The 17,654-nt window shown below is 43.8% G+C and carries 20 protein-coding genes; 9 read left to right on the plus strand and 11 right to left on the minus strand.

Annotated elements, in window-relative coordinates:
* From VCHENC03_RS12635 to ttcA, 3 genes are all read left to right on the plus strand, one after another.
* Nucleotides 1–777, plus strand: a 777-nt coding sequence (locus tag VCHENC03_RS12635; protein WP_232310332.1) for a glucosaminidase domain-containing protein, incomplete at its 5' end; no start/stop codon positions are given.
* A 17-nt stretch (nucleotides 778–794) separates the two neighbouring features.
* The gene (locus tag VCHENC03_RS12630; protein WP_009706103.1) at nucleotides 795–1,457 is read left to right on the plus strand and encodes a DUF2987 domain-containing protein; all 663 of its coding nucleotides are present in this window, start codon (nucleotides 795–797) and stop codon (nucleotides 1,455–1,457) included.
* Between the two features lie 198 nt (nucleotides 1,458–1,655).
* Nucleotides 1,656–2,549: a tRNA 2-thiocytidine(32) synthetase TtcA gene (gene ttcA, locus VCHENC03_RS12625; RefSeq protein WP_005441601.1), complete on the plus strand. Its 894-nt coding sequence runs from the start codon at nucleotides 1,656–1,658 to the stop codon at nucleotides 2,547–2,549.
* A 125-nt stretch (nucleotides 2,550–2,674) separates the two neighbouring features.
* Here ttcA and uspE read toward each other — a convergent pair whose 3' ends face one another.
* The 10 genes from uspE to ccoN form a co-directional block, all read right to left on the minus strand.
* Nucleotides 2,675–3,622: a universal stress protein UspE gene (uspE, locus tag VCHENC03_RS12620; RefSeq protein WP_005441604.1), complete on the minus strand. Its 948-nt coding sequence runs from the start codon at nucleotides 3,620–3,622 to the stop codon at nucleotides 2,675–2,677.
* A gap of 181 nt (nucleotides 3,623–3,803) precedes the next feature.
* Nucleotides 3,804–4,550 (minus strand): FNR family transcription factor, encoded by a 747-nt coding sequence (locus VCHENC03_RS12615; protein ID WP_005429849.1) that lies wholly within the window; start codon nucleotides 4,548–4,550, stop codon nucleotides 3,804–3,806.
* A gap of 90 nt (nucleotides 4,551–4,640) precedes the next feature.
* On the minus strand, nucleotides 4,641–5,318 hold the full coding sequence (locus VCHENC03_RS12610) for a sulfite exporter TauE/SafE family protein (protein WP_032802726.1): 678 nt from the start codon (nucleotides 5,316–5,318) through the stop codon (nucleotides 4,641–4,643).
* 9 nt (nucleotides 5,319–5,327) lie between these two features.
* Nucleotides 5,328–5,492, minus strand: a complete 165-nt coding sequence (ccoS, locus tag VCHENC03_RS12605) for a cbb3-type cytochrome oxidase assembly protein CcoS (RefSeq protein WP_005429857.1) — start codon at nucleotides 5,490–5,492, stop codon at nucleotides 5,328–5,330.
* Between the two features lie 14 nt (nucleotides 5,493–5,506).
* The gene (locus VCHENC03_RS12600; RefSeq protein WP_009706106.1) at nucleotides 5,507–7,870 is read right to left on the minus strand and encodes a heavy metal translocating P-type ATPase; all 2,364 of its coding nucleotides are present in this window, start codon (nucleotides 7,868–7,870) and stop codon (nucleotides 5,507–5,509) included.
* Nucleotides 7,871–7,874: 4 nt separating this feature from the next.
* A complete protein-coding gene (locus VCHENC03_RS12595; RefSeq protein ID WP_009706107.1) occupies nucleotides 7,875–8,351 on the minus strand; it encodes a FixH family protein in 477 nt (158 codons plus the stop codon).
* Nucleotides 8,352–8,440: 89 nt separating this feature from the next.
* Entirely contained in the window at nucleotides 8,441–9,415 is a 975-nt protein-coding gene (gene ccoP, locus VCHENC03_RS12590) for a cytochrome-c oxidase, cbb3-type subunit III (protein ID WP_005441609.1), read from the minus strand.
* Nucleotides 9,415–9,591: a cbb3-type cytochrome oxidase subunit 3 gene (locus tag VCHENC03_RS12585; RefSeq protein WP_009706108.1), complete on the minus strand. Its 177-nt coding sequence runs from the start codon at nucleotides 9,589–9,591 to the stop codon at nucleotides 9,415–9,417. Before VCHENC03_RS12585 ends, ccoP begins: the two co-directional genes overlap by 1 nt.
* 9 nt (nucleotides 9,592–9,600) lie before the next feature.
* Entirely contained in the window at nucleotides 9,601–10,221 is a 621-nt protein-coding gene (gene ccoO / locus VCHENC03_RS12580) for a cytochrome-c oxidase, cbb3-type subunit II (RefSeq protein WP_005441610.1), read from the minus strand.
* 12 nt (nucleotides 10,222–10,233) lie between these two features.
* Complete coding sequence (gene ccoN / locus VCHENC03_RS12575; RefSeq protein WP_009706109.1) at nucleotides 10,234–11,661, minus strand: cytochrome-c oxidase, cbb3-type subunit I; 1,428 nt, start codon at nucleotides 11,659–11,661, stop codon at nucleotides 10,234–10,236.
* A gap of 256 nt (nucleotides 11,662–11,917) precedes the next feature.
* On the opposite strand from ccoN, the gene VCHENC03_RS0125875 reads away from it, so the two are divergent.
* The 3 genes from VCHENC03_RS0125875 (at nucleotide 11,918) to VCHENC03_RS12565 (ending at nucleotide 15,295) form a co-directional block, all read left to right on the plus strand.
* Nucleotides 11,918–12,274, plus strand: a complete 357-nt coding sequence (locus tag VCHENC03_RS0125875) for a hypothetical protein (protein ID WP_032802727.1) — start codon at nucleotides 11,918–11,920, stop codon at nucleotides 12,272–12,274.
* A 113-nt stretch (nucleotides 12,275–12,387) separates the two neighbouring features.
* Complete coding sequence (locus VCHENC03_RS12570; protein ID WP_009706110.1) at nucleotides 12,388–13,575, plus strand: FIST signal transduction protein; 1,188 nt, start codon at nucleotides 12,388–12,390, stop codon at nucleotides 13,573–13,575.
* Nucleotides 13,565–15,295 (plus strand): response regulator, encoded by a 1,731-nt coding sequence (locus VCHENC03_RS12565; RefSeq protein ID WP_009706111.1) that lies wholly within the window; start codon nucleotides 13,565–13,567, stop codon nucleotides 15,293–15,295. Before VCHENC03_RS12570 ends, VCHENC03_RS12565 begins: the two co-directional genes overlap by 11 nt.
* Nucleotides 15,296–15,462: 167 nt before the next feature.
* Here VCHENC03_RS12565 and VCHENC03_RS12560 read toward each other — a convergent pair whose 3' ends face one another.
* Nucleotides 15,463–15,831, minus strand: a complete 369-nt coding sequence (locus VCHENC03_RS12560) for a DUF3693 domain-containing protein (RefSeq protein WP_009706112.1) — start codon at nucleotides 15,829–15,831, stop codon at nucleotides 15,463–15,465.
* Nucleotides 15,832–16,021: 190 nt separating this feature from the next.
* Between VCHENC03_RS12560 and VCHENC03_RS12555 the strand changes: the two genes are divergently transcribed.
* From VCHENC03_RS12555 to VCHENC03_RS12545, 3 genes are all read left to right on the plus strand, one after another.
* The gene (locus VCHENC03_RS12555; RefSeq protein ID WP_009706113.1) at nucleotides 16,022–16,645 is read left to right on the plus strand and encodes a 3'-5' exonuclease; all 624 of its coding nucleotides are present in this window, start codon (nucleotides 16,022–16,024) and stop codon (nucleotides 16,643–16,645) included.
* Between the two features lie 3 nt (nucleotides 16,646–16,648).
* Nucleotides 16,649–16,864 carry a hypothetical protein gene (locus tag VCHENC03_RS12550; protein ID WP_005427128.1) on the plus strand — a complete coding sequence of 72 codons (216 nt, stop codon included), beginning with the start codon at nucleotides 16,649–16,651 and terminating at the stop codon, nucleotides 16,862–16,864.
* Nucleotides 16,848–17,654 (plus strand): replication initiation factor domain-containing protein (locus VCHENC03_RS12545; protein ID WP_009706114.1); only part of this gene is annotated, 807 nt, incomplete at its 3' end. The genes VCHENC03_RS12550 and VCHENC03_RS12545, both read left to right, overlap by 17 nt.

Genomic DNA, 17,654 nt, shown 5'->3' on the forward strand with positions numbered 1-17,654 from the left:
TTTGTTTCTGTAGGACCATATTTGCACTACGACCGCGAATATCGCAATGCGATTGACCCGCAGGTAGTGCACGGCCCGGTAACACACCCAGACTTGTCTAACCTCCCTTATATTGGTGACATTCCTGATTTCAACTCGATTAAGAACACGAAAGATAAGAAGACAGCGTTCTTCGACTTCCTTCGACCGAAAATAGCGCTAGAAAATCAACGAATCGAGAAAGAACGTGCATTCCTAACGTCTTTAAAAATCGGCGAGGTGAGCGCTGAGCAAACCTCTTACGCTGAACGTTTGGCTTCGCTTTACTCTTACCCATTGCAAGAAGGTACAGTGACACAAGCTTGGCTAGATGAAATGTTCAAGCGTGTCAACGTGTTACCAGAGGCGCTGGTTTTAACCCAAGCCGCCAATGAATCTGCGTGGGGAACCTCTCGTTTTGCCACTCAAGCAAACAACTTGTTTGGTCAATGGTGTTATAAGAAGGGCTGCGGAATTGTCCCGGCACATCGTGGGGCAGGAAAAACGCATGAAGTAGAAAAATTCGACACAGTACAAGAGTCGGTGCACGGCTACTTTATGAATGTAAATCGCAACCGTGCTTATGCTGATTTACGCGACATTCGCGCTAATTTAGCAGGGAAACACAAGGATTTGTTATCTGTGGCGACGGCATCGGAGCTAACTCATGGTTTGCTCGCGTATTCCGAACGTGGCATCGCTTACGTTAATGACTTACGTGCGATGATTCGTCACAATAACGCTTACTGGACACAATAGAAGAAATAACGGATCGGATGAAGAAGTTAAGCCTAAGTTTACTAGGCAGTGCGGTACTGGTCTTAGCATCGCCTGCAACTCACGCGCAAGAATACATGTTTACGTATTCTAAGCTCTACACACAATTGAAGAACAATGCCAAAGAAGGTCATGACGACGTTAAAGTCGGTGTCTTTTTTGTCGATGCAGATACTAAGCAACTGTGTGAGATAGAAAAAGCATGGATGGAAAAAGAAGAGCATTACGAAGAGTTTGTGATTCCGGCTTCTAAAGAACTTCCTATTCCGATCGACAAGAACTTGAAGTCTGCGAACCCACTTGTCTTCGTACAAACGCCGAAAGACACACGATGTGATTACTCTTTAGTTGTGATGACTAAAGAGCCATTACAGGGTAACGTATCTTACGAACAACTTACGCCATTGATGCCACAAATGCAGGCGTTACTTGAAGATCTAGGCGGTATGTTTGCAGGTTGGTTCACTCCAGAGGTACAAGGTGTGACTATGGAATTTGCGGATAACTTGAATGACACTATCACATTCTCCGATGGCACAGAAAAAGCCATTGTGAATGGTAAAGTTCAGGTGGCTTTGAGTGACATTGGCGTAGGAGGTCATATGATTTTGCCTCAGCCAACGACTCGTGTCCTACCTTATCTGCCAAACGCGAAAAAGTAATCGTGATTTGATTTTTGAAGAGCTGCAATTGCGGCTCTTTTTTATTTTTATCGCCCATCGCGCTGTTTTAGAGTGCATTTATTGACGACTCGGTCACACAAACATTTAATCCTGCGTAAAAAGCTCGTATAATCCACGCCCCATAGAAACCCATGTTAGGAAGCCCTAGTCGATTTATCGGCGATGTGAGAGCCCGCAATGAACCAAGTAGATACAAGAAAAGAAACCCTAGAATTCAACAAACTTCAGAAGCGCCTAAGAAGAAATGTTGGAAATGCCATTACTGATTACAACATGATCGAAGAAGGCGATGTTGTGATGGCATGTATTAGTGGTGGTAAAGATTCATTTGCGATGCTTGATATCCTGTTGAATCTACAAAAGGCAGCACCAATCAAGTTTGAAGTGGTTGCGGTTAACCTTGACCAGAAACAGCCTGGTTTCCCTGAGCACATTCTTCCAGATTACTTTGAAACACTGAACATTCCTTACTACATCGTAGACAAGGACACTTACTCAGTGGTTAAAGAAAAAGTGCCAGAAGGCAAAACGACTTGCGGCCTGTGTTCGCGTCTTCGCCGTGGTACGCTTTACTCTTTCGCTGAGAAGATCGGTGCGACCAAACTAGCACTTGGTCACCACATGGATGACATTGTTGAGACTATGTTCTTGAACATGTTCCATGGTTCACGCCTTAAAGCGATGCCACCAAAGCTTCGTTCAGACGATGGCCGTAACGTTGTTATTCGTCCTCTTACTTACTGTCGTGAGAAAGACCTGATCAAATACGCAGAGCACAAAGAGTTCCCAATCATTCCTTGTAACCTGTGTGGCTCTCAAGAGAACCTTCAACGTCAATCGATTAAAGCAATGCTTATCGATTGGGACAAGAAAACACCTGGTCGCGTAGAAGCTATCTTCAAGTCAATCCAGAACGTTAGCCCAAGCCAGCTTGCAGACCGTGAATTGTTCGACTTTGAAAACCTTCCACTGGACCGTGAAGGAAATCGCGAAGAATACGAATTCAGTGAAGCTGTAGTTTCTTCGACAAACATCGACGAATCAATGTTTATCGATGTAACCAACATCTAATTCGAAAAGAGGAGGCTAAGTTAGCCTCCTTTTTAATTTGCGTGCTTAGGGCCGTGAACAGAATAAAAAAATCCCCCAACAATTGGGGGATTTTCATTTCTATATTATTTCAAAAACGAGCGCTGTTATGTCGCTGTATTCGGATCGAGCGGACTGATGTAACCGTTTGGTTTTAATGCCAGTACGTCGCAATTGATTTTATCAATCACATGCTCCGCTGTGTTACCAATAAACACCGCAGAAAGCCCCGTACGACCAGTTGTGCCAAGAATAACCATTGCTGCATTTAGCTTTTCTGCAGTTGCAGGGATAATGTCTTCTGGTAGACCTTGTTCAACGATTGTTTGCTCTTCATCCAAACCGTGTTTTTGGCGAAGTGCTTTCATTGCGGTTAGGTGATGCCCGCGAACTGCATCTGTGTACGTTGTTGGGTCAAACTCGGGCAATTCAATCGTAATATTCGCCGGAGTAACCGGATAGGCATTAACGAGATACGGTTCAGCATCGAGACGATTGGTGATTTCTTTAAGGCGCTCGACCATTGAGTCGTTCAAATCAATGTGCGTTGGGTTTTCCGAGCCAACATGAACAGACGCGAGAATCTTCGCGTGCTCTGGCCAATCGGAGTTCTTAATTAGAAGCACAGGGATAGGGCACTTACGCAACAAATGCCAATCTGTAGGAGTGAAAATGACGGATTCTAGAACATCGTGTTTACGCGTTCCCTTAATAACGATGTCGTGACCGCCAGCAAAGACTTCAGCAATGATCGCTTCATAAGGGCGATTATGCCAAACAACACAAACATCAAAGTCGAAGCTATCGTCTAAATACGGTTGGGCTATCTTACGCATCCATTGTTCACGTTGGTGGATAACACCGCGACGCATAGCATCTCTTTCATCGACCGACAGCATTGAGGTCATGTCATACGAAAAATCGTAGATTGACAGAAAGAAAGTGATTCGGCTTCTGGATACACTTTTTCGAGCGAGTTGAACTGCTCTTGCAAGTGCTGGCTGCTCATCATTATTGATGTCAGCAACAACAAGGATCTTACTGTATATACTCATATCTAAGCCCACTTATTATTGTAAAACCAAATACCGAATATAAGGTAAATCAGTATATTGGAGTACACAAGGTACATTTTTACTGTAGCTCAGTTTGAGGAAGAATTTGAGGACTTTCGAAGGGATTTTAGAAGAAATATGATGTAGCTCATTTTCGAGCTACATCAATTGATAGGGCAAATTAGTCTTTGCTAACGCCTGCAAGTTCCATCAATGCATCATGGTCTAAGATAGTGATGTACTTACCTTTTACGCTCAGAATCTCAGATTTCTGGAAGCGGCCAAGTAGGCGACTGATGGTCTCAACCGTCAAACCAAGGTAGTTACCGATGTCACCACGAGTCATGGTTAGACGGAATTCTCTTGGGCTAAAGCCACGTTGAGAGAAACGTGTCGATAGGTTGTATAGGAAAGCCGCAAGACGCTCTTCAGCATTCTTTTTAGAAAGCAGAAGGATCATCTCTTGGTCGCCTTTAATTTCGTTACTCATCAGACGCATGATCTGTTGGCGAAGTTTAGGCATTTTTCCTGATAGGTCATCAAGGATTTCGTAAGGAATCTCACACACCATTGATGTTTCAAGTGCTTGAGCAAAGCTAGGGTGTAGATCGCCTGTGATTGCGTCAAAACCTACAAGGTCACCTGCTAAGTGAAACGCAGTGATTTGCTCATCGCCTTGTTCTGTAATGGTGTAGCTCTTGATAGTACCAGAGCGGATAGCGTACAGAGATTTTAGCTCATCACCTGCTTTAAAAAGCTCTTGGCCTTTTTGGATTGGCTTTTTACGCTCGATGATTTGATCCAACTGATCCAATTCAGACTCGTTAAGAGTAAACGGAATACACAGTTGGCTAATGCTACAATCTTGGCAATGAATCGCGCAACCGCCTGATTGGATACGCTTTGTTGCAGGTTTTTCAGAAATCATAACAACCTTTCACTATTTGATATACATCAATATTTTATCACTGCTTACTTCTAAAGGGTAGCAAAAAAATTATCGAAAACGACTTTCATATTATATGAAACCAAGCATTCGCATAGCTCCGGCGGCAGTATACACGCCATAACTTATGAGGATTAATGCTGAGATGTTTCTAAATATTAACGACTTTTGCAGTTTCTGAAAATGAGTGGCGCCGTATCCGATCGCGAGCATTGAGGGAAGAGTACCCAAGCCAAATGCCAACATGATTAATCCACCGTTCAATGCGCTCCCTGAAACAGCAGACCACGTGAGTGCTGAGTAGACTAAGCCACATGGTAGCCATCCCCAAATGAAACCAAATGGGAATGCGTGCGTCGGATGTTTTAGCGGCAACAGGCGCTTGCCTGCAGGGGAGATAAACTTCCAGATATACTGACCTGCTTTTTCAACAACAAGCAGTCCTTGCCACCATTTGGCAATGTAGAGCGCAACTAAGATCATGAAAACTGCAGCGACAAATCGAAACCAAGCGAGAGATTGGGTTAAACCGCTCAATTCTGAAAGGCCTGATATGGCACCACCAACAATAGCGCCAATCAAAGCGTAGCTGGAAAGCCTGCCAAAGTTATAGAAAAGAGGAATAGAAGAAGATGGTTTGTTGTTCGGCGCACCCATGGAGAGTAACGAGGCGATACCGCCACACATTCCCATACAATGACCGGCCCCAACGAGACCGATCATGAACGCGCCAATAAAATCTGGACTCATAGAGTAACGCTATTGTTTTTTGTTATTTGGTTTTTCGTCTTCATCAAGAAGAATGTTGTGACCTTGTCGCTCTAGGTCTTCGAACTGATCACTACGAACGGCCCAAAGGAAGATGGCAACGGCGACACAGACCAATACAATGGCGATAGGGATTAATATGTAAAGACTTTCCATGTTTGATCTCTCACTTACTTCTCTTTAAGCAGTCGCAACGAATTAGATACAACAATAATAGAGCTTGCTGACATACCCACTACAGCAACGTACGGAGCGACCAAGCCTGCAACTGCCAGTGGCAAAATTAGCAGGTTGTAGCCCAAAGACCAAGCCAAGTTTTCTCGGATTATCTTTCTTGTACGTATTGCAAGCAATCTAGCCTCTAAAAGCTTCTCTAAATTGTCACCAAGAAGCGTCATATCTGCGGAGGCTTTAGCTACATCGGTACCACCACCCATCGCAACGGATAGGTGAGCTCCTGCTAGAGTTGGTGCATCATTGATACCATCACCAACCATCATGGTGATGTCGTTTTGATCTAGCCCTTTAAGGTACGCGAGTTTGTCTTCTGGTTTTGCCGATGCGATCACATGGTCAATACCCATTTCATTCGCAACAGGCTGTGCATTTTGCAGTGAATCGCCTGTCAACAAGGTTGTTTTGATACCGGCGTCTGCAAAGCGTTGAATGAATGCTTTACTCTCTTTACGAATAGGGTCGCGGTAATAGAAGGTCGCAACGTGCTCTTCGGCTACAGAAAGATACACAGCGTTACTCTCATCTCGGTTTTCACCAACTACGAAGGTGGCACTACCAATTTTTACCATCTTGTTGTTCCATACACCTTGAATACCAGAACCAATGATGTTTTGAACATCGCTTACGGTAACGTCTTCTTGACCAAACCCAGAGAATGCGCGAGCAATAGGGTGGTTTGCGTGTGCTTCAAGTGCCGATGCAATCGCAAGTGCTTCAGTTTCATTGAAGCCAGCGAAGGTCTGGGTTTGACTAATTTCTATGTCGCCTTTGGTCAGGGTGCCTGTCTTATCCACGACAAGATGATTAATCTTACATAGCGTTTCGAATACATGTCCTTTACGCAGCAAAATACCAAAGTTACCCATACGAGAAGTAGCACAAGTTAGCGCGGTTGGAGTTGCCAAGGATAGGGCACATGGACAAGTGGCTACCAAGACAGACAGCATAATCCAGAACGCATCATCAGGTTTAGTCTGATGCCAGTAGAACCAAGTGCCTGCGGAAATGATCAAAATTGCGCCTACGAAGTAACGCGCCACGACGTCAGCGATTTCAGCAATTTTAGGCTTGGAGTGCTGGGCTTCATCTTGAAGACGAACAATGTTAGAAATCATCGAGTCTGCTTTTGAGTTCGTCACTTCTAACTCAAACGACTCCTCACCATTTAGTGTGCCAGCATAAACCGCATCTCCGGCTTTCTTAACCACGTGAACAGACTCACCGGTAAGCATGGACTCGTCGATATGGATGCGACCAGAAATCACTTTGCCATCGGCAGGAATATGTTCGCCAGGAAGAACACGGATACGATCGCCAATCTTCAACGTTTTCACTGGGATTTGTTCACCATCTAACGTAGTGGCAATCGCAGGGATGAGTTTAAGAAGGTTACCACTCGCTGCCGCTGCTTTACGACGAGCACGCATTTCTAAGAATCGGCCAACCAACAAGAAGAAGGTAAACATCGAGATAGATTCAAAGAAAACTTCGCCTTGTTCAGTCACTGTTGCAACTAAGCTCGCCACATAAGCGAAGATCAATGCTATAGATACCGGAACATCCATACCAAGCGTTCGACCCCTAATGCTTCGCCATGCATTGAGATAGAAAGGGAGCGCAGAATATAGGAGCACAGGGGTGGCAAAAATTAAGCTCACCCAGCGGAAGTAGTTTTTAAACTCAGGCTCTAGATCGCCAAAGACTTCCAAATACAATGCTACTGCAAGCATCATTACTTGCATGGTTGCAAGACCTGCGATACCCAAACGATATAGGTACTGCTTCATCGTATGGTGGTAAGCTGCTTCTTGCTTATCGGCTTCAAAAGGGGCGGCTTTGTAACCGAGTTTATGAATAACTGAGAGCAACTCACTAAGTCGAACTTGAGTTTTATCCCAAGCGAGTAAAGCACGGTTGGTCGTAGTGTTTACGCGAATGGAAACCAGACCTTTGACACCCGACACTTGTTTTTCAATCAACCAAGCACAAGCGGCGCATGAGACGCCCTCCAATGAGAGTGTGACTTCAGAAGTGTTCTCATGGTTACGAACAAATTCTGACTGAACTTCCTCGTTGTCATAATGGATAAGGGCTTGGAGTTGCTCAGGGACAAGATCCGCCTTCTCTGCAGGCGCAGTTCGATATTGGTAATAGGAGACAAGACCACTATCGACAATCGTTTGAGCCACGGTTTCACAGCCCGGGCAACACATGTCGCGAATTTCACCCAATATTTCTACTTTGAAATCCGTGTTGGCTGGTACATCTTCACCACAGTGATAACAGGATTTACACATAGACTTACTTCATCAAAGTTGTTGGTTGTGCTGGGAACTCGACTCGACCTTGAATCATCCATTCTTTGTTGTGTGGTTCAAGTTCTACAAACCAAGGGCCTTGAATGGAACTTTCAGGCGTTAAACGATAATTACCAGTCGCATCAGCCGTAAGAAGCTTAGTAAAGTCACGATCTGGTAGAGTACGGTGCGTGAACGTAGCGGTTAGTGCAGGGAAGTGTGGCAATTCTCCTTTGTTGAAGGAGATAACCACTGTGTTGTCATCTGACGAAACGGTAGCGTTAAGACCAAGGTCTCGAGCGACATTCATTTTACTGATGTCGATGTTGATACCTTTGCCTTTTTTATAGTAATCCTCGGCGACCAAAGAAACAGAGTTGTTGGCGAATACGACCACTGTAACGATTGTCCATACCACAACAGTTAAAGGCAGGATGATCAGGAACCACGGCCAAAATTGTTTATACCAAGGCTTTACCATAAAAAAGTTCTCAACAGCTAAATGAAAAAATGTAAGGCTTTAAATTTAAAGGAAAGACAGCCCCTATGAAAGGGGCTGTTATTGAAATGTTACTTATTGTCAGAGTTGCTTAAACTCCAGACGTATGCCGCGACAAGTTGAACTTTGTCTTCGCCTAGAATGTCCTTCCAAGCTGGCATCACACCAGAGCGACCGTTCATAACTGTTTCTGTTACTGCTGCGCGTGAATCGCCGAATAACCAGTCTTGGTCAGTTAGGTCAGGTGCGCCCACAGCAGGGTTACCTTTACCGTCAGTGCCGTGACAAGCTGCACACACGACAAAGCGAGCTTTGCCAGCTTCTGCTTCGCGTGCATTCACCTTACGACCAGACAGGCTTAGCGTGTAGCTTACAACTTCTTGAACACCTTGTTCGCCAAGTGCATCTTTCCACGCTGGCATCTGACCGATACGGCCTTGCATGATAGTAGTCACGATAGCCGCTGGTTCACCGCCATATAACCATGCGTCGTCAGTTAGGTTAGGGAAACCTGTCTGACCACGAGCATCAGAACCGTGACATTGCGAACAGTTCTGTAGGAACAAACGCTGACCAACTTTAATCGCTTCAGGGTCTTGCGCAATCTCAGGGATAGGGCGTAGACCATCTGCGTTATGAGCAAGTGCACGGAAGGCTTCACCGAAGTAAGCATCAGCATCATCAAGCTCTTTAGCGTATTGGTTAAGTTGTTTGTTCTCTTGTGCTCGTGCGATGGCTTCTTTTGATTCTTCCAACGTACGTACGGTTTGATCTGAACTCTGCCAGTTAAGGACACCTTTAAAGCTGCCTAGACCTGGAAATAAGGTCAGATATACAGCTGCAAACACAAATGTGCTCACAAATAAGTATGTCCACCATTTAGGTAGAGGGTTGTTAAGCTCGCGAATACCATCATACTCGTGGCCCATGTCTTCCCCTTCCTCGACGCCCATTTTATCTTTTGCGCACCAAGTAAGGAGAATCGCACAGCCTACCAGCGTACCGACAGTAATCACGATAATCCAGAGACTCCAGAATGTAGTCATTACTTCTTCACTCCTTGGTTATTTGGGGTCGTTTTTTGCTCTTCGTCGGCAAACACCAAGTTAGCATCTTCCTCGAAGCGTGCTTTACGCTTCTTACCAAATGCCCACCAAACGATGCCAATAAAACTCGCGAAGAGTACAACGGTATAAATACTATGAATTGTACCGAAATCCATGTAACCCCCTTACTTCATTGCATGACCAAGAGACTGAAGGTAAGCGATGATTGCATCCATCTCTGTTTTACCTTCTACTTCTTTAGCCGCATTCGCGATTTGTTCATCCGTGTACGGAACACCAAACTGGTTGCGGAAGATTTCTAGTTTCTTCTGCGTTAGTTTGCCGTCTAGTACGTTCTCTTCAAGCCAAGGGAAACCAGGCATGTTTGATTCAGGTACTAGCTCACGTGGATCAATAAGGTGAACACGATGCCATTCGTCAGAGTAACGTCCGCCTACACGAGCCAAATCTGGACCAGTACGCTTAGAACCCCATAAGAATGGGTGTTCCCAAACGCTTTCACCAGCAACAGAGTAGTGACCGTAGCGCTCTGTTTCAGAGCGGAAAGGACGAATCATCTGACTGTGACAAACGTTACAACCTTCACGGATGTAGATGTCACGACCTTCCATTTCTAGAGGAGTATAAGCACGTAGGTTTTCTACAGGCTCCGTCGTTTGCTTCTGGAAAATCAGAGGAGTGATTTCTACAAGCGCACCCCAACTGATTGCAAAGACGATGAAAATTGCCAACAAACCGACATTACGTTCTAGGATTTCGTGGCGATTATTCGAATTATTACTCATTCTTTAATCTCCTTATGCCGGTTGAGGGATAGCTTTTAGGCTTTCTTTAGGTGCAGTTACCGTCTTGTACGTGTTGTATGCCATTAAGAACATACCGAATAGGAAGATGAAACCACCTAAGAAACGTACGAAGTAGAACGGGTAAGATGCTTCTACAGATTCAACAAAGCTGTAAGTTAGTGTGCCGTCAGAGTTAACTGCGCGCCACATTAGGCCTTGCATTACACCAGAGATCCACATTGCTACGATGTAAAGAACAGTACCAATAGTCGCCAACCAGAAGTGAACATTGATTAGGCTAACCGAGTACATGCGCTCTTGACCAAATAGACGTGGAACAAGGTGGTATACAGAACCAATTGAAACCATTGCAACCCAACCTAATGCACCGGAGTGAACGTGACCAATGGTCCAGTCTGTGTAGTGCGATAGCGCGTTTACAGTCTTGATTGACATCATTGGACCTTCGAAAGTAGACATACCGTAGAAAGACAATGAAACAATTAGGAAACGCAGGATAGGGTCGTAGCGAAGCTTATGCCATGCGCCAGACAGCGTCATAATACCGTTGATCATACCACCCCAAGACGGAGCGAATAGAACCAAAGACATCACCATACCTAGAGACTGAGTCCAGTCTGGTAGTGCTGTGTAATGCAGGTGGTGAGGGCCAGCCCAAATGTATAGAGAGATCAGTGCCCAAAAGTGAACGATAGATAAACGGTAAGAGTAAACAGGACGTTCAGCTTGTTTAGGGACAAAGTAGTACATCATACCTAGGAAACCAGCGGTCAGTAGGAAACCTACCGCATTGTGTCCATACCACCATTGAACCATCGCATCCACTGCACCAGAGTAAATCGAGTAAGATTTACCAAGTGACACAGGGATAGCCATGCTGTTAACGATGTGAAGTACTGCTACTGTGAGGATAAAGGCACCGAAGAACCAGTTAGCCACGTAGATGTGAGAGGTATTACGTTTGACCAATGTTCCGAAGAACACGACCGCGTAAGACACCCATACAATCGCGATTGCGATATCGATTGGCCATTCTAGCTCAGCATATTCCTTACCAGAGGTTAAACCTAGAGGTAGGGTGATTGCTGCGGCTAAGATGATTGCTTGCCAACCCCAAAAGGTGAAGGCAACGAGTGGGCCACCAAAAAGACGAGTTTGACAGGTGCGCTGAACAACATAATAAGATGTCGCGAACAGGGCACTGGTACCAAACGCAAAAATTACCGCATTAGTATGCAATGGACGTAAACGACTGTACGTCAACCACGGCGTATCAAAGTTTAGCTGTGGCCAAACTAACTGAGCGGCAATCAAAACACCAACAGCCATACCAACTATGCCCCATAAAATGGTCACAAGGGTAAATTGGCGAACGACTGTATAGTTGTAGTTTTGTTCAAGCTGCTTTACTTGGCTCATTTGCATGCTTCCAATTTCTAATTAACTACACTTTACTTCCAACACGACTTGCGTCGTAACACCACCCAAGTAAACTCTAGAATTCAAGTGTTATCATCACTTTATTTCCATTGCTGACTTTAATAAAAAGTGGCATTTTCAGCGTGACACTATACTTGAATTAACAATTCAATGACAGAGTAGTAACCTTACAAGGCCTCTGGAAATCATTTTTTATTTAAAAAGTTTGAAGTTTGTAACAAGGATATTAGGAATTATGGCTGCACAAAAGTTAACAAAGGCAAGACTTGCACAAATCTTAATCATGCTCAGTCTTTTAATCGGTGCCTTTTTCTGGCGCACCTTTACTTATGAGCAAGATAGAGAGGTGGATTGTTCACAAAAACAGCGATGTGATGTAACAATTGGGGTAGCAAAAATCACTATAAACAAGGCTTCAGAAGGATTTTCGATTGAAAGCTCGGAAACTGATAGTGTAAAAATTGATCTAAATCAATCTGGCAATTTTATTAACTTAGATGATAAATATAGGGAGATTGATTGGAGCGCTATTTCTGAGACAAAAGCAATTAATCTCAAAATAAACGAAAATATTGTCCGAGTTCATTTATAAATCAGATCTGACGCGAGATAATTGTATCTTCTTTGTGCAATTAATACTTTCTTGCCTAGCGCTTAATTTTCGCAATGGTATAACAGTAAAGTGATAAACAATAATAAAACCGTATGCAGTGCCAATCATTATTTACTCATATTACTGATGAATGTTTAGCAATAGAGAAATTTCGCTCTGAGTTGAGTCCGGACAACTTGTCTCATCTCATCTGTTATTACACAGAGGAGTATGATTTCAGAAAAATCCAAAACGCGTTCGTTGAACTCTTTCCTGAGGTAACCGTCCACGGGGCTAGCTCGTGCCAAGCGATCATGACGAATCACGGCTACCATCAAGGGCCTGTGATTGCCGTACTTGCTATTTATGATTCCGGTCAGCACGCATATGGGACGGGCATTGCTACCTATGGGGATAATATAGAAACAAGCGTTGATGACGCACTTAATATGGCGCTTCTTCATGCAAATCGAGTAGGTGAAGTGCCGAACCTGATCCTTCTTCACGCAACCCCAGGAAATGAAGAATCAATTATTGAATGTATCGATGAACGCTTTGGCACTTTGGTTCCCATTATTGGCGGTTCGTCAGCCGACAATAATGTTAAAGGGAATTGGTCTGTAATCACTTCACAAGGATACGAGCAGAACGGCGTAAGTCTGACACTATTCTATTCATCCCAACCAGTTGATATCGCTTTTAGCGCTGGGCACTCACCAACAGGCATCACTGGCATCGCAACAAAAACGAAAGGGCGCTGCCTTTTAGAAATAGACAACCAACCCGCATTAGATGTCTACCGTAAGTGGACCAATCATCAAGAAACGCAATCCGATGAAGAAAGCTTTCTATTTACAAACTCTAGTGCTTACCCTCTGGGACGCATTGCAGGGCACCTTTACGAGAGGCCTTACTACAAGCTGTCTCACCCAATAAGAGAAACAGAGCAGGGTGGTATCGAGCTTTTCACAAATATTGAAGAAGGTGAAGTGTTAACCCTAATGCAAGGAAGTCGCCAGCACCTCGTAGCTAGAGCGGCGAGAGTAGTGAACGCGGCTTTTAATCAAAAGTTAGAAGAGTCTCGAAAAATAGGGGTGATCAATATCTTTTGTGCGGGTCCTATGCTGCACTTAAAGCAGGATATTAATAGTGTTTGTGAACAAATTAACCAGGAATTAGAGAACCTACCTTTTATTTGCCCGTTTACTTTTGGTGAGCAAGGAAGATTTATAGGTGGCGAAAATGGACATGGAAACTTGATGATATCTTCAGCAATTTTCCATAAACCTTATGAAAGATAAATATTTAGAGATATACCAACAAGAAGCGTTACAAGAGGCACTTGTCGAGCTAAAAGAAGCGAGGCAAAGAGAGAAATTACTAGCAGACGAGAACAAAGCAATCTTATCTGCAATTTCCGCAATGAGTGAAGCCAGAAACCGGCATGAGATTTTTTCAGGGCTGAACAATGTTCTGAAAAAGTATATTGATTTTGATGACTTTATCGTAATCACACGTGACAGCAATCGCCAAAGTTTCAAGACTCTTTTATCAACCAATAGTGTATTTGATAGGGTAAATTGGTTACAAGGTAACGCGACAGAGCGAGCGCTTAACGGCGAGTGTATTTTGTTGTTCGAACCTATGCGTTTAAAGGAGTTTGAGAGCCTAAACTCCTTTATAAAAAGTCAGGTAAGCTCCATGCTTTTAACTGGCATTAGGTCTGAAGTAACGCAAACGATCATCATACTTGTCGGCGCTCAAAAAGGGCATTTCAGTATTGAAAACAAAGAGACGCTCCGACGTTTCAGACCTTTGATTGAAAGGGCTGTTATCGATATTGAAACTAAAGAAAAGTTACAACGTATCGTAGAAGTCCGCACCTCGCAACTTGCAAAAGCAAGAGAAGAAGCGGAAAGAGCAAACCAATCTAAGTCCGAGTTCCTGGCCATGATGAGCCATGAGATTCGAACTCCATTAAACTCGGTTTTAGGCATGCTCGACATATTGAGACAATCGACTTTAACCGAAGACCAATCAGAAGTTCTTAATCAGATGGAGCGCTCAGCTGATCTGCTTCTGGCAATCATTAGCGATATTCTCGACTTGTCAAAAATAGAGTCTGGTAGCTTTCATTTGAATGAACAGTGGACTGATTTAAGTGACGCCGTAATCCTTATTATTTCTCAACAAAAACAAGTGGCTACAGCTAAGAATTTGAGTTTTGAGTTCGATTGTAACCTTGATAAAAACAAGCAATATTGGATTGATTCAACACGCTTGTCTCAAGTTCTCTTTAACTTGATTGGCAACGCAAGCAAATTTACTGACTTTGGTGGCATCGATATCTCTGTGATTGAAAAAGATAGCGAGCTCATTATTTCTGTTGCTGATACCGGCATCGGAATTCCAAAAGCTAAGATTGGCCATCTTTTCACGGCTTTTCATCAAGGTGACAGCTCAATAACACGCAGGTTTGGTGGTACTGGTTTGGGGCTTGCTATAACCAAACATCTGGTTGATATGATGCGCGGAACAATCAGCGTAAAAAGTGAAGAGAACGTTGGCTCACATTTCAAAATCAAGATTCCGGTGTTAACCAGGAATAATCAAGAAAGGCCCGTAAAGATAGAGCAAAATCATCCATCAAAAGCGATGAATCTTCTTGTCGTTGAAGACACAGAATCAAACCAACTGGTGATTAAACTTATCCTAAACAAGCTTGGGCATAACGTTTTTATTGCCAGTAATGGTGCAGAAGCATTAACGTTTTTGGAAGAACAAAGACAAAGTATCGATATCATTTTAATGGACGTCTCAATGCCAGTAATGGATGGGATAACTGCAACAAGGTTGATCAGACAAAAAGGAATCAGCACGCCAATCATTGCTTTGACCGCACATGCGCTTGAGAGTGACAAAACCACATGTATGAAAGCCGGCATGGACGGCTTTGTTTCGAAGCCAGTTCGAAGACAAGATATCTATGAAGCAATCCAATCACTAGTAGAACTCGCGTAGCGCATTAATATAGATCTTAACAATCGTAAGATTATTAAGATCTATATTAAGTATTTTATGGTAAATCACCATTATGTTTAATGACACCTACAAAAAGCGCTGTATTTTAAAATCTGAGAGGGATAGGGACCAAACTAGAGAAGAATTGGCGTACGTTGATATTAAATTTAACATAACACATATAATGCGCACTGAATTGAGGATCCCACTGGGCTTGAAAACGCTACTGCAAATCCTGCACAAGCCATTGAAATACTTGTTAATCCAAGCCCGTTATACTTTTTTGCTATGCCTTCCCATACAGCTTTTATCTGTGGGTTCTCGTTGCGATCAGCGTGACAACCCAGCAAAGCAATTTCAGGATCTAAACCTGATTGTTCTGCTAGAAAAATTGCTTGTGTATCAGTCATATAGCGCTTTCCTTTGCGAAAATCACTGATTCGTTGCGGCGGAACATTCATATCCGCTGCAATTTGTTTGTCTTGTACGTAACTTTGAGCCTTTTTGTAGGCATCTAATAGTTGATTCTGGTACATGCAGTTTCCTCCGTTTCACACAGTTTAGCTTATCAATCACCATTTTTGGTGACTTGCACTAACCAAAATTGGTGATTAGCCTAATAACCAAATTTGGTTACTCAAAGTTTATGACTACCTTGGTTCGGGCGCTTGCCCTTGACGCTCTCGTCTGGCCTTGGTGGTCACTCTAAACAGTCAAGGTGTTGCTATGAAAAAACTGTCTACTGAAAATGCGATCATCATCGATACAGAAACTACTGGCTTAGGCTCTGACGCAGAAATTGTTGAGTTCACTGCTATCTGTGCTGATTCTGGCAAAGTTATCGTGAACGAACTTGTTAAACCAACTTGTTCTATTCCTGCTGACGCGACAGCTATTCATGGCATCACCAATGAAGACGTTCAAGACGCGCCCGACTTTCACTTAGTCTTTTCAAATCATTTTCTTCCGCTTCTTAACGGTCGTCCAATCATCATCTACAACTCAGATTTTGATACGCGCTTAATCATCCAGTCTTTGGATAAGCACTGTAACGCTGCTTACGTCCAATCCGTTCACGATTTGTTTTTCAAATTCTGTATTCCTCAGTGTGCAATGCTTTGGTACGCCGAGTTCTTCGGTGTTTGGAATGAACACCATGAAGATTACAAGTGGCAATCACTTTCCAACGCCTGCGCTCAACAAAGTGTTGATGTGTCTGACTTAACTGCGCACCGAGCACTGGCTGATTGTGAAATGACTCGTCGATTGATTCACGCCGTTAACTCACAGATTGAAAACCAAAACAATCAAAACTGTGACAGCGTCACCAAGCCTAGTTTAGAGGCTTAATCCATGAACGAAGCTCAAATCATCTATTTCGACTTGCTGCCTGATTACACGGTTTCCGTGTTGGTCAAAGGCTGTGATGAATGGGATTTGCTTAAGTCGATGTCTCATCTTGAGTCTTGGGCTTCGTCTCAATTTGTGTCTTATGAGTTGGTGTCCATCACCAATACGACTTACCAAGAACGCGTTGATTTAGGGGTGTTCGATGACTACTGCAACTAACATCCTTAAGAAGTTTGATGAGCAATCGGTTCATATTGACTACCTATGTTTTACATTTGCAGTCAAGGACTTACGCCATTGTCATAACGCAGTTCAACGTCTGCATAAACATGAAGAATACAAAGGTTTAGCGCCTAAATCTCTGTTACAGCGTAACTGTAAAGCACCTAAGTTCCCTGCTCCACCTGAGTTTAATCCGACCCTTGCGAAGACGGCTGAAGAGATTGAAGCGTACAACAGCGCCTTTGATATCTGCTACCGCAACTACTTGGAAGATTGCTTGCGTATCTTCACCAATCAAGTGCTTGGGTTGTCACTGTCTGCACCTCGCGGTCTGGGTTTCCAGTTCTATACCGAGTCAATGAAACTGACTTCGCCAGACGGTGAAGACTTCTGCGGCTTTGTTGGGATTGGCGGCAACAATGACACGGTGCATTTTCAGATTAATGGTACGGGTTGCAAACATGTCTTTGCTCGTCGTCAACCTTGGTCACTGCATGATTGGCTCACTAACGTGCTTGGCGTTCAAACTCTGGCGCGTGTTGACCTCGCTTATGATGATTACGACGGTATTTTTGATTGTGAATATGCGCGTACTGCTTGGAACGACAATGCATTTCGAACTGCTGAACGTGGTCGTAATCCGGTTCTGCATGTTGACCATACGATTGCGGGTTTTCGCGATGGCCGTCCTGATTACACCAAAGAGCAATACTCAATTGGCTCTCGTACTTCTCGTATTTACTGGCGAATCTACAACAAGGCTCTTGAGCAGAAACTCGCGAACACG

The sequence above is a fragment of the Vibrio sp. HENC-03 genome (genome assembly GCF_000305755.2).
In the GTDB taxonomy this organism is placed as follows: Bacteria; Pseudomonadota; Gammaproteobacteria; order Enterobacterales; family Vibrionaceae; genus Vibrio; species Vibrio owensii.

Coding starts and splice junctions, on each gene's coding strand:
- ccoN (WP_009706109.1), bottom strand. CDS start 11,661: ATGAGCCAAGTAAAGCAGCTTGAACAAAACTACAACTATACAGTCGTT.
- VCHENC03_RS12615 (WP_005429849.1), bottom strand. CDS start 4,550: ATGATTTCTGAAAAACCTGCAACAAAGCGTATCCAATCAGGCGGTTGC.
- VCHENC03_RS12560 (WP_009706112.1), bottom strand. CDS start 15,831: ATGTACCAGAATCAACTATTAGATGCCTACAAAAAGGCTCAAAGTTAC.
- VCHENC03_RS12595 (WP_009706107.1), bottom strand. CDS start 8,351: ATGGTAAAGCCTTGGTATAAACAATTTTGGCCGTGGTTCCTGATCATC.
- VCHENC03_RS12555 (WP_009706113.1), top strand. CDS start 16,022: ATGAAAAAACTGTCTACTGAAAATGCGATCATCATCGATACAGAAACT.
- VCHENC03_RS12565 (WP_009706111.1), top strand. CDS start 13,565: ATGAAAGATAAATATTTAGAGATATACCAACAAGAAGCGTTACAAGAG.
- VCHENC03_RS12630 (WP_009706103.1), top strand. CDS start 795: ATGAAGAAGTTAAGCCTAAGTTTACTAGGCAGTGCGGTACTGGTCTTA.
- VCHENC03_RS12585 (WP_009706108.1), bottom strand. CDS start 9,591: ATGGATTTCGGTACAATTCATAGTATTTATACCGTTGTACTCTTCGCG.
- VCHENC03_RS12550 (WP_005427128.1), top strand. CDS start 16,649: ATGAACGAAGCTCAAATCATCTATTTCGACTTGCTGCCTGATTACACG.
- ccoS (WP_005429857.1), bottom strand. CDS start 5,492: ATGGAAAGTCTTTACATATTAATCCCTATCGCCATTGTATTGGTCTGT.
- VCHENC03_RS12600 (WP_009706106.1), bottom strand. CDS start 7,870: ATGTGTAAATCCTGTTATCACTGTGGTGAAGATGTACCAGCCAACACG.
- VCHENC03_RS0125875 (WP_032802727.1), top strand. CDS start 11,918: ATGGCTGCACAAAAGTTAACAAAGGCAAGACTTGCACAAATCTTAATC.
- VCHENC03_RS12610 (WP_032802726.1), bottom strand. CDS start 5,318: ATGAGTCCAGATTTTATTGGCGCGTTCATGATCGGTCTCGTTGGGGCC.
- ttcA (WP_005441601.1), top strand. CDS start 1,656: ATGAACCAAGTAGATACAAGAAAAGAAACCCTAGAATTCAACAAACTT.
- uspE (WP_005441604.1), bottom strand. CDS start 3,622: ATGAGTATATACAGTAAGATCCTTGTTGTTGCTGACATCAATAATGAT.
- VCHENC03_RS12570 (WP_009706110.1), top strand. CDS start 12,388: ATGCAGTGCCAATCATTATTTACTCATATTACTGATGAATGTTTAGCA.
- ccoP (WP_005441609.1), bottom strand. CDS start 9,415: ATGACTACATTCTGGAGTCTCTGGATTATCGTGATTACTGTCGGTACG.
- ccoO (WP_005441610.1), bottom strand. CDS start 10,221: ATGAGTAATAATTCGAATAATCGCCACGAAATCCTAGAACGTAATGTC.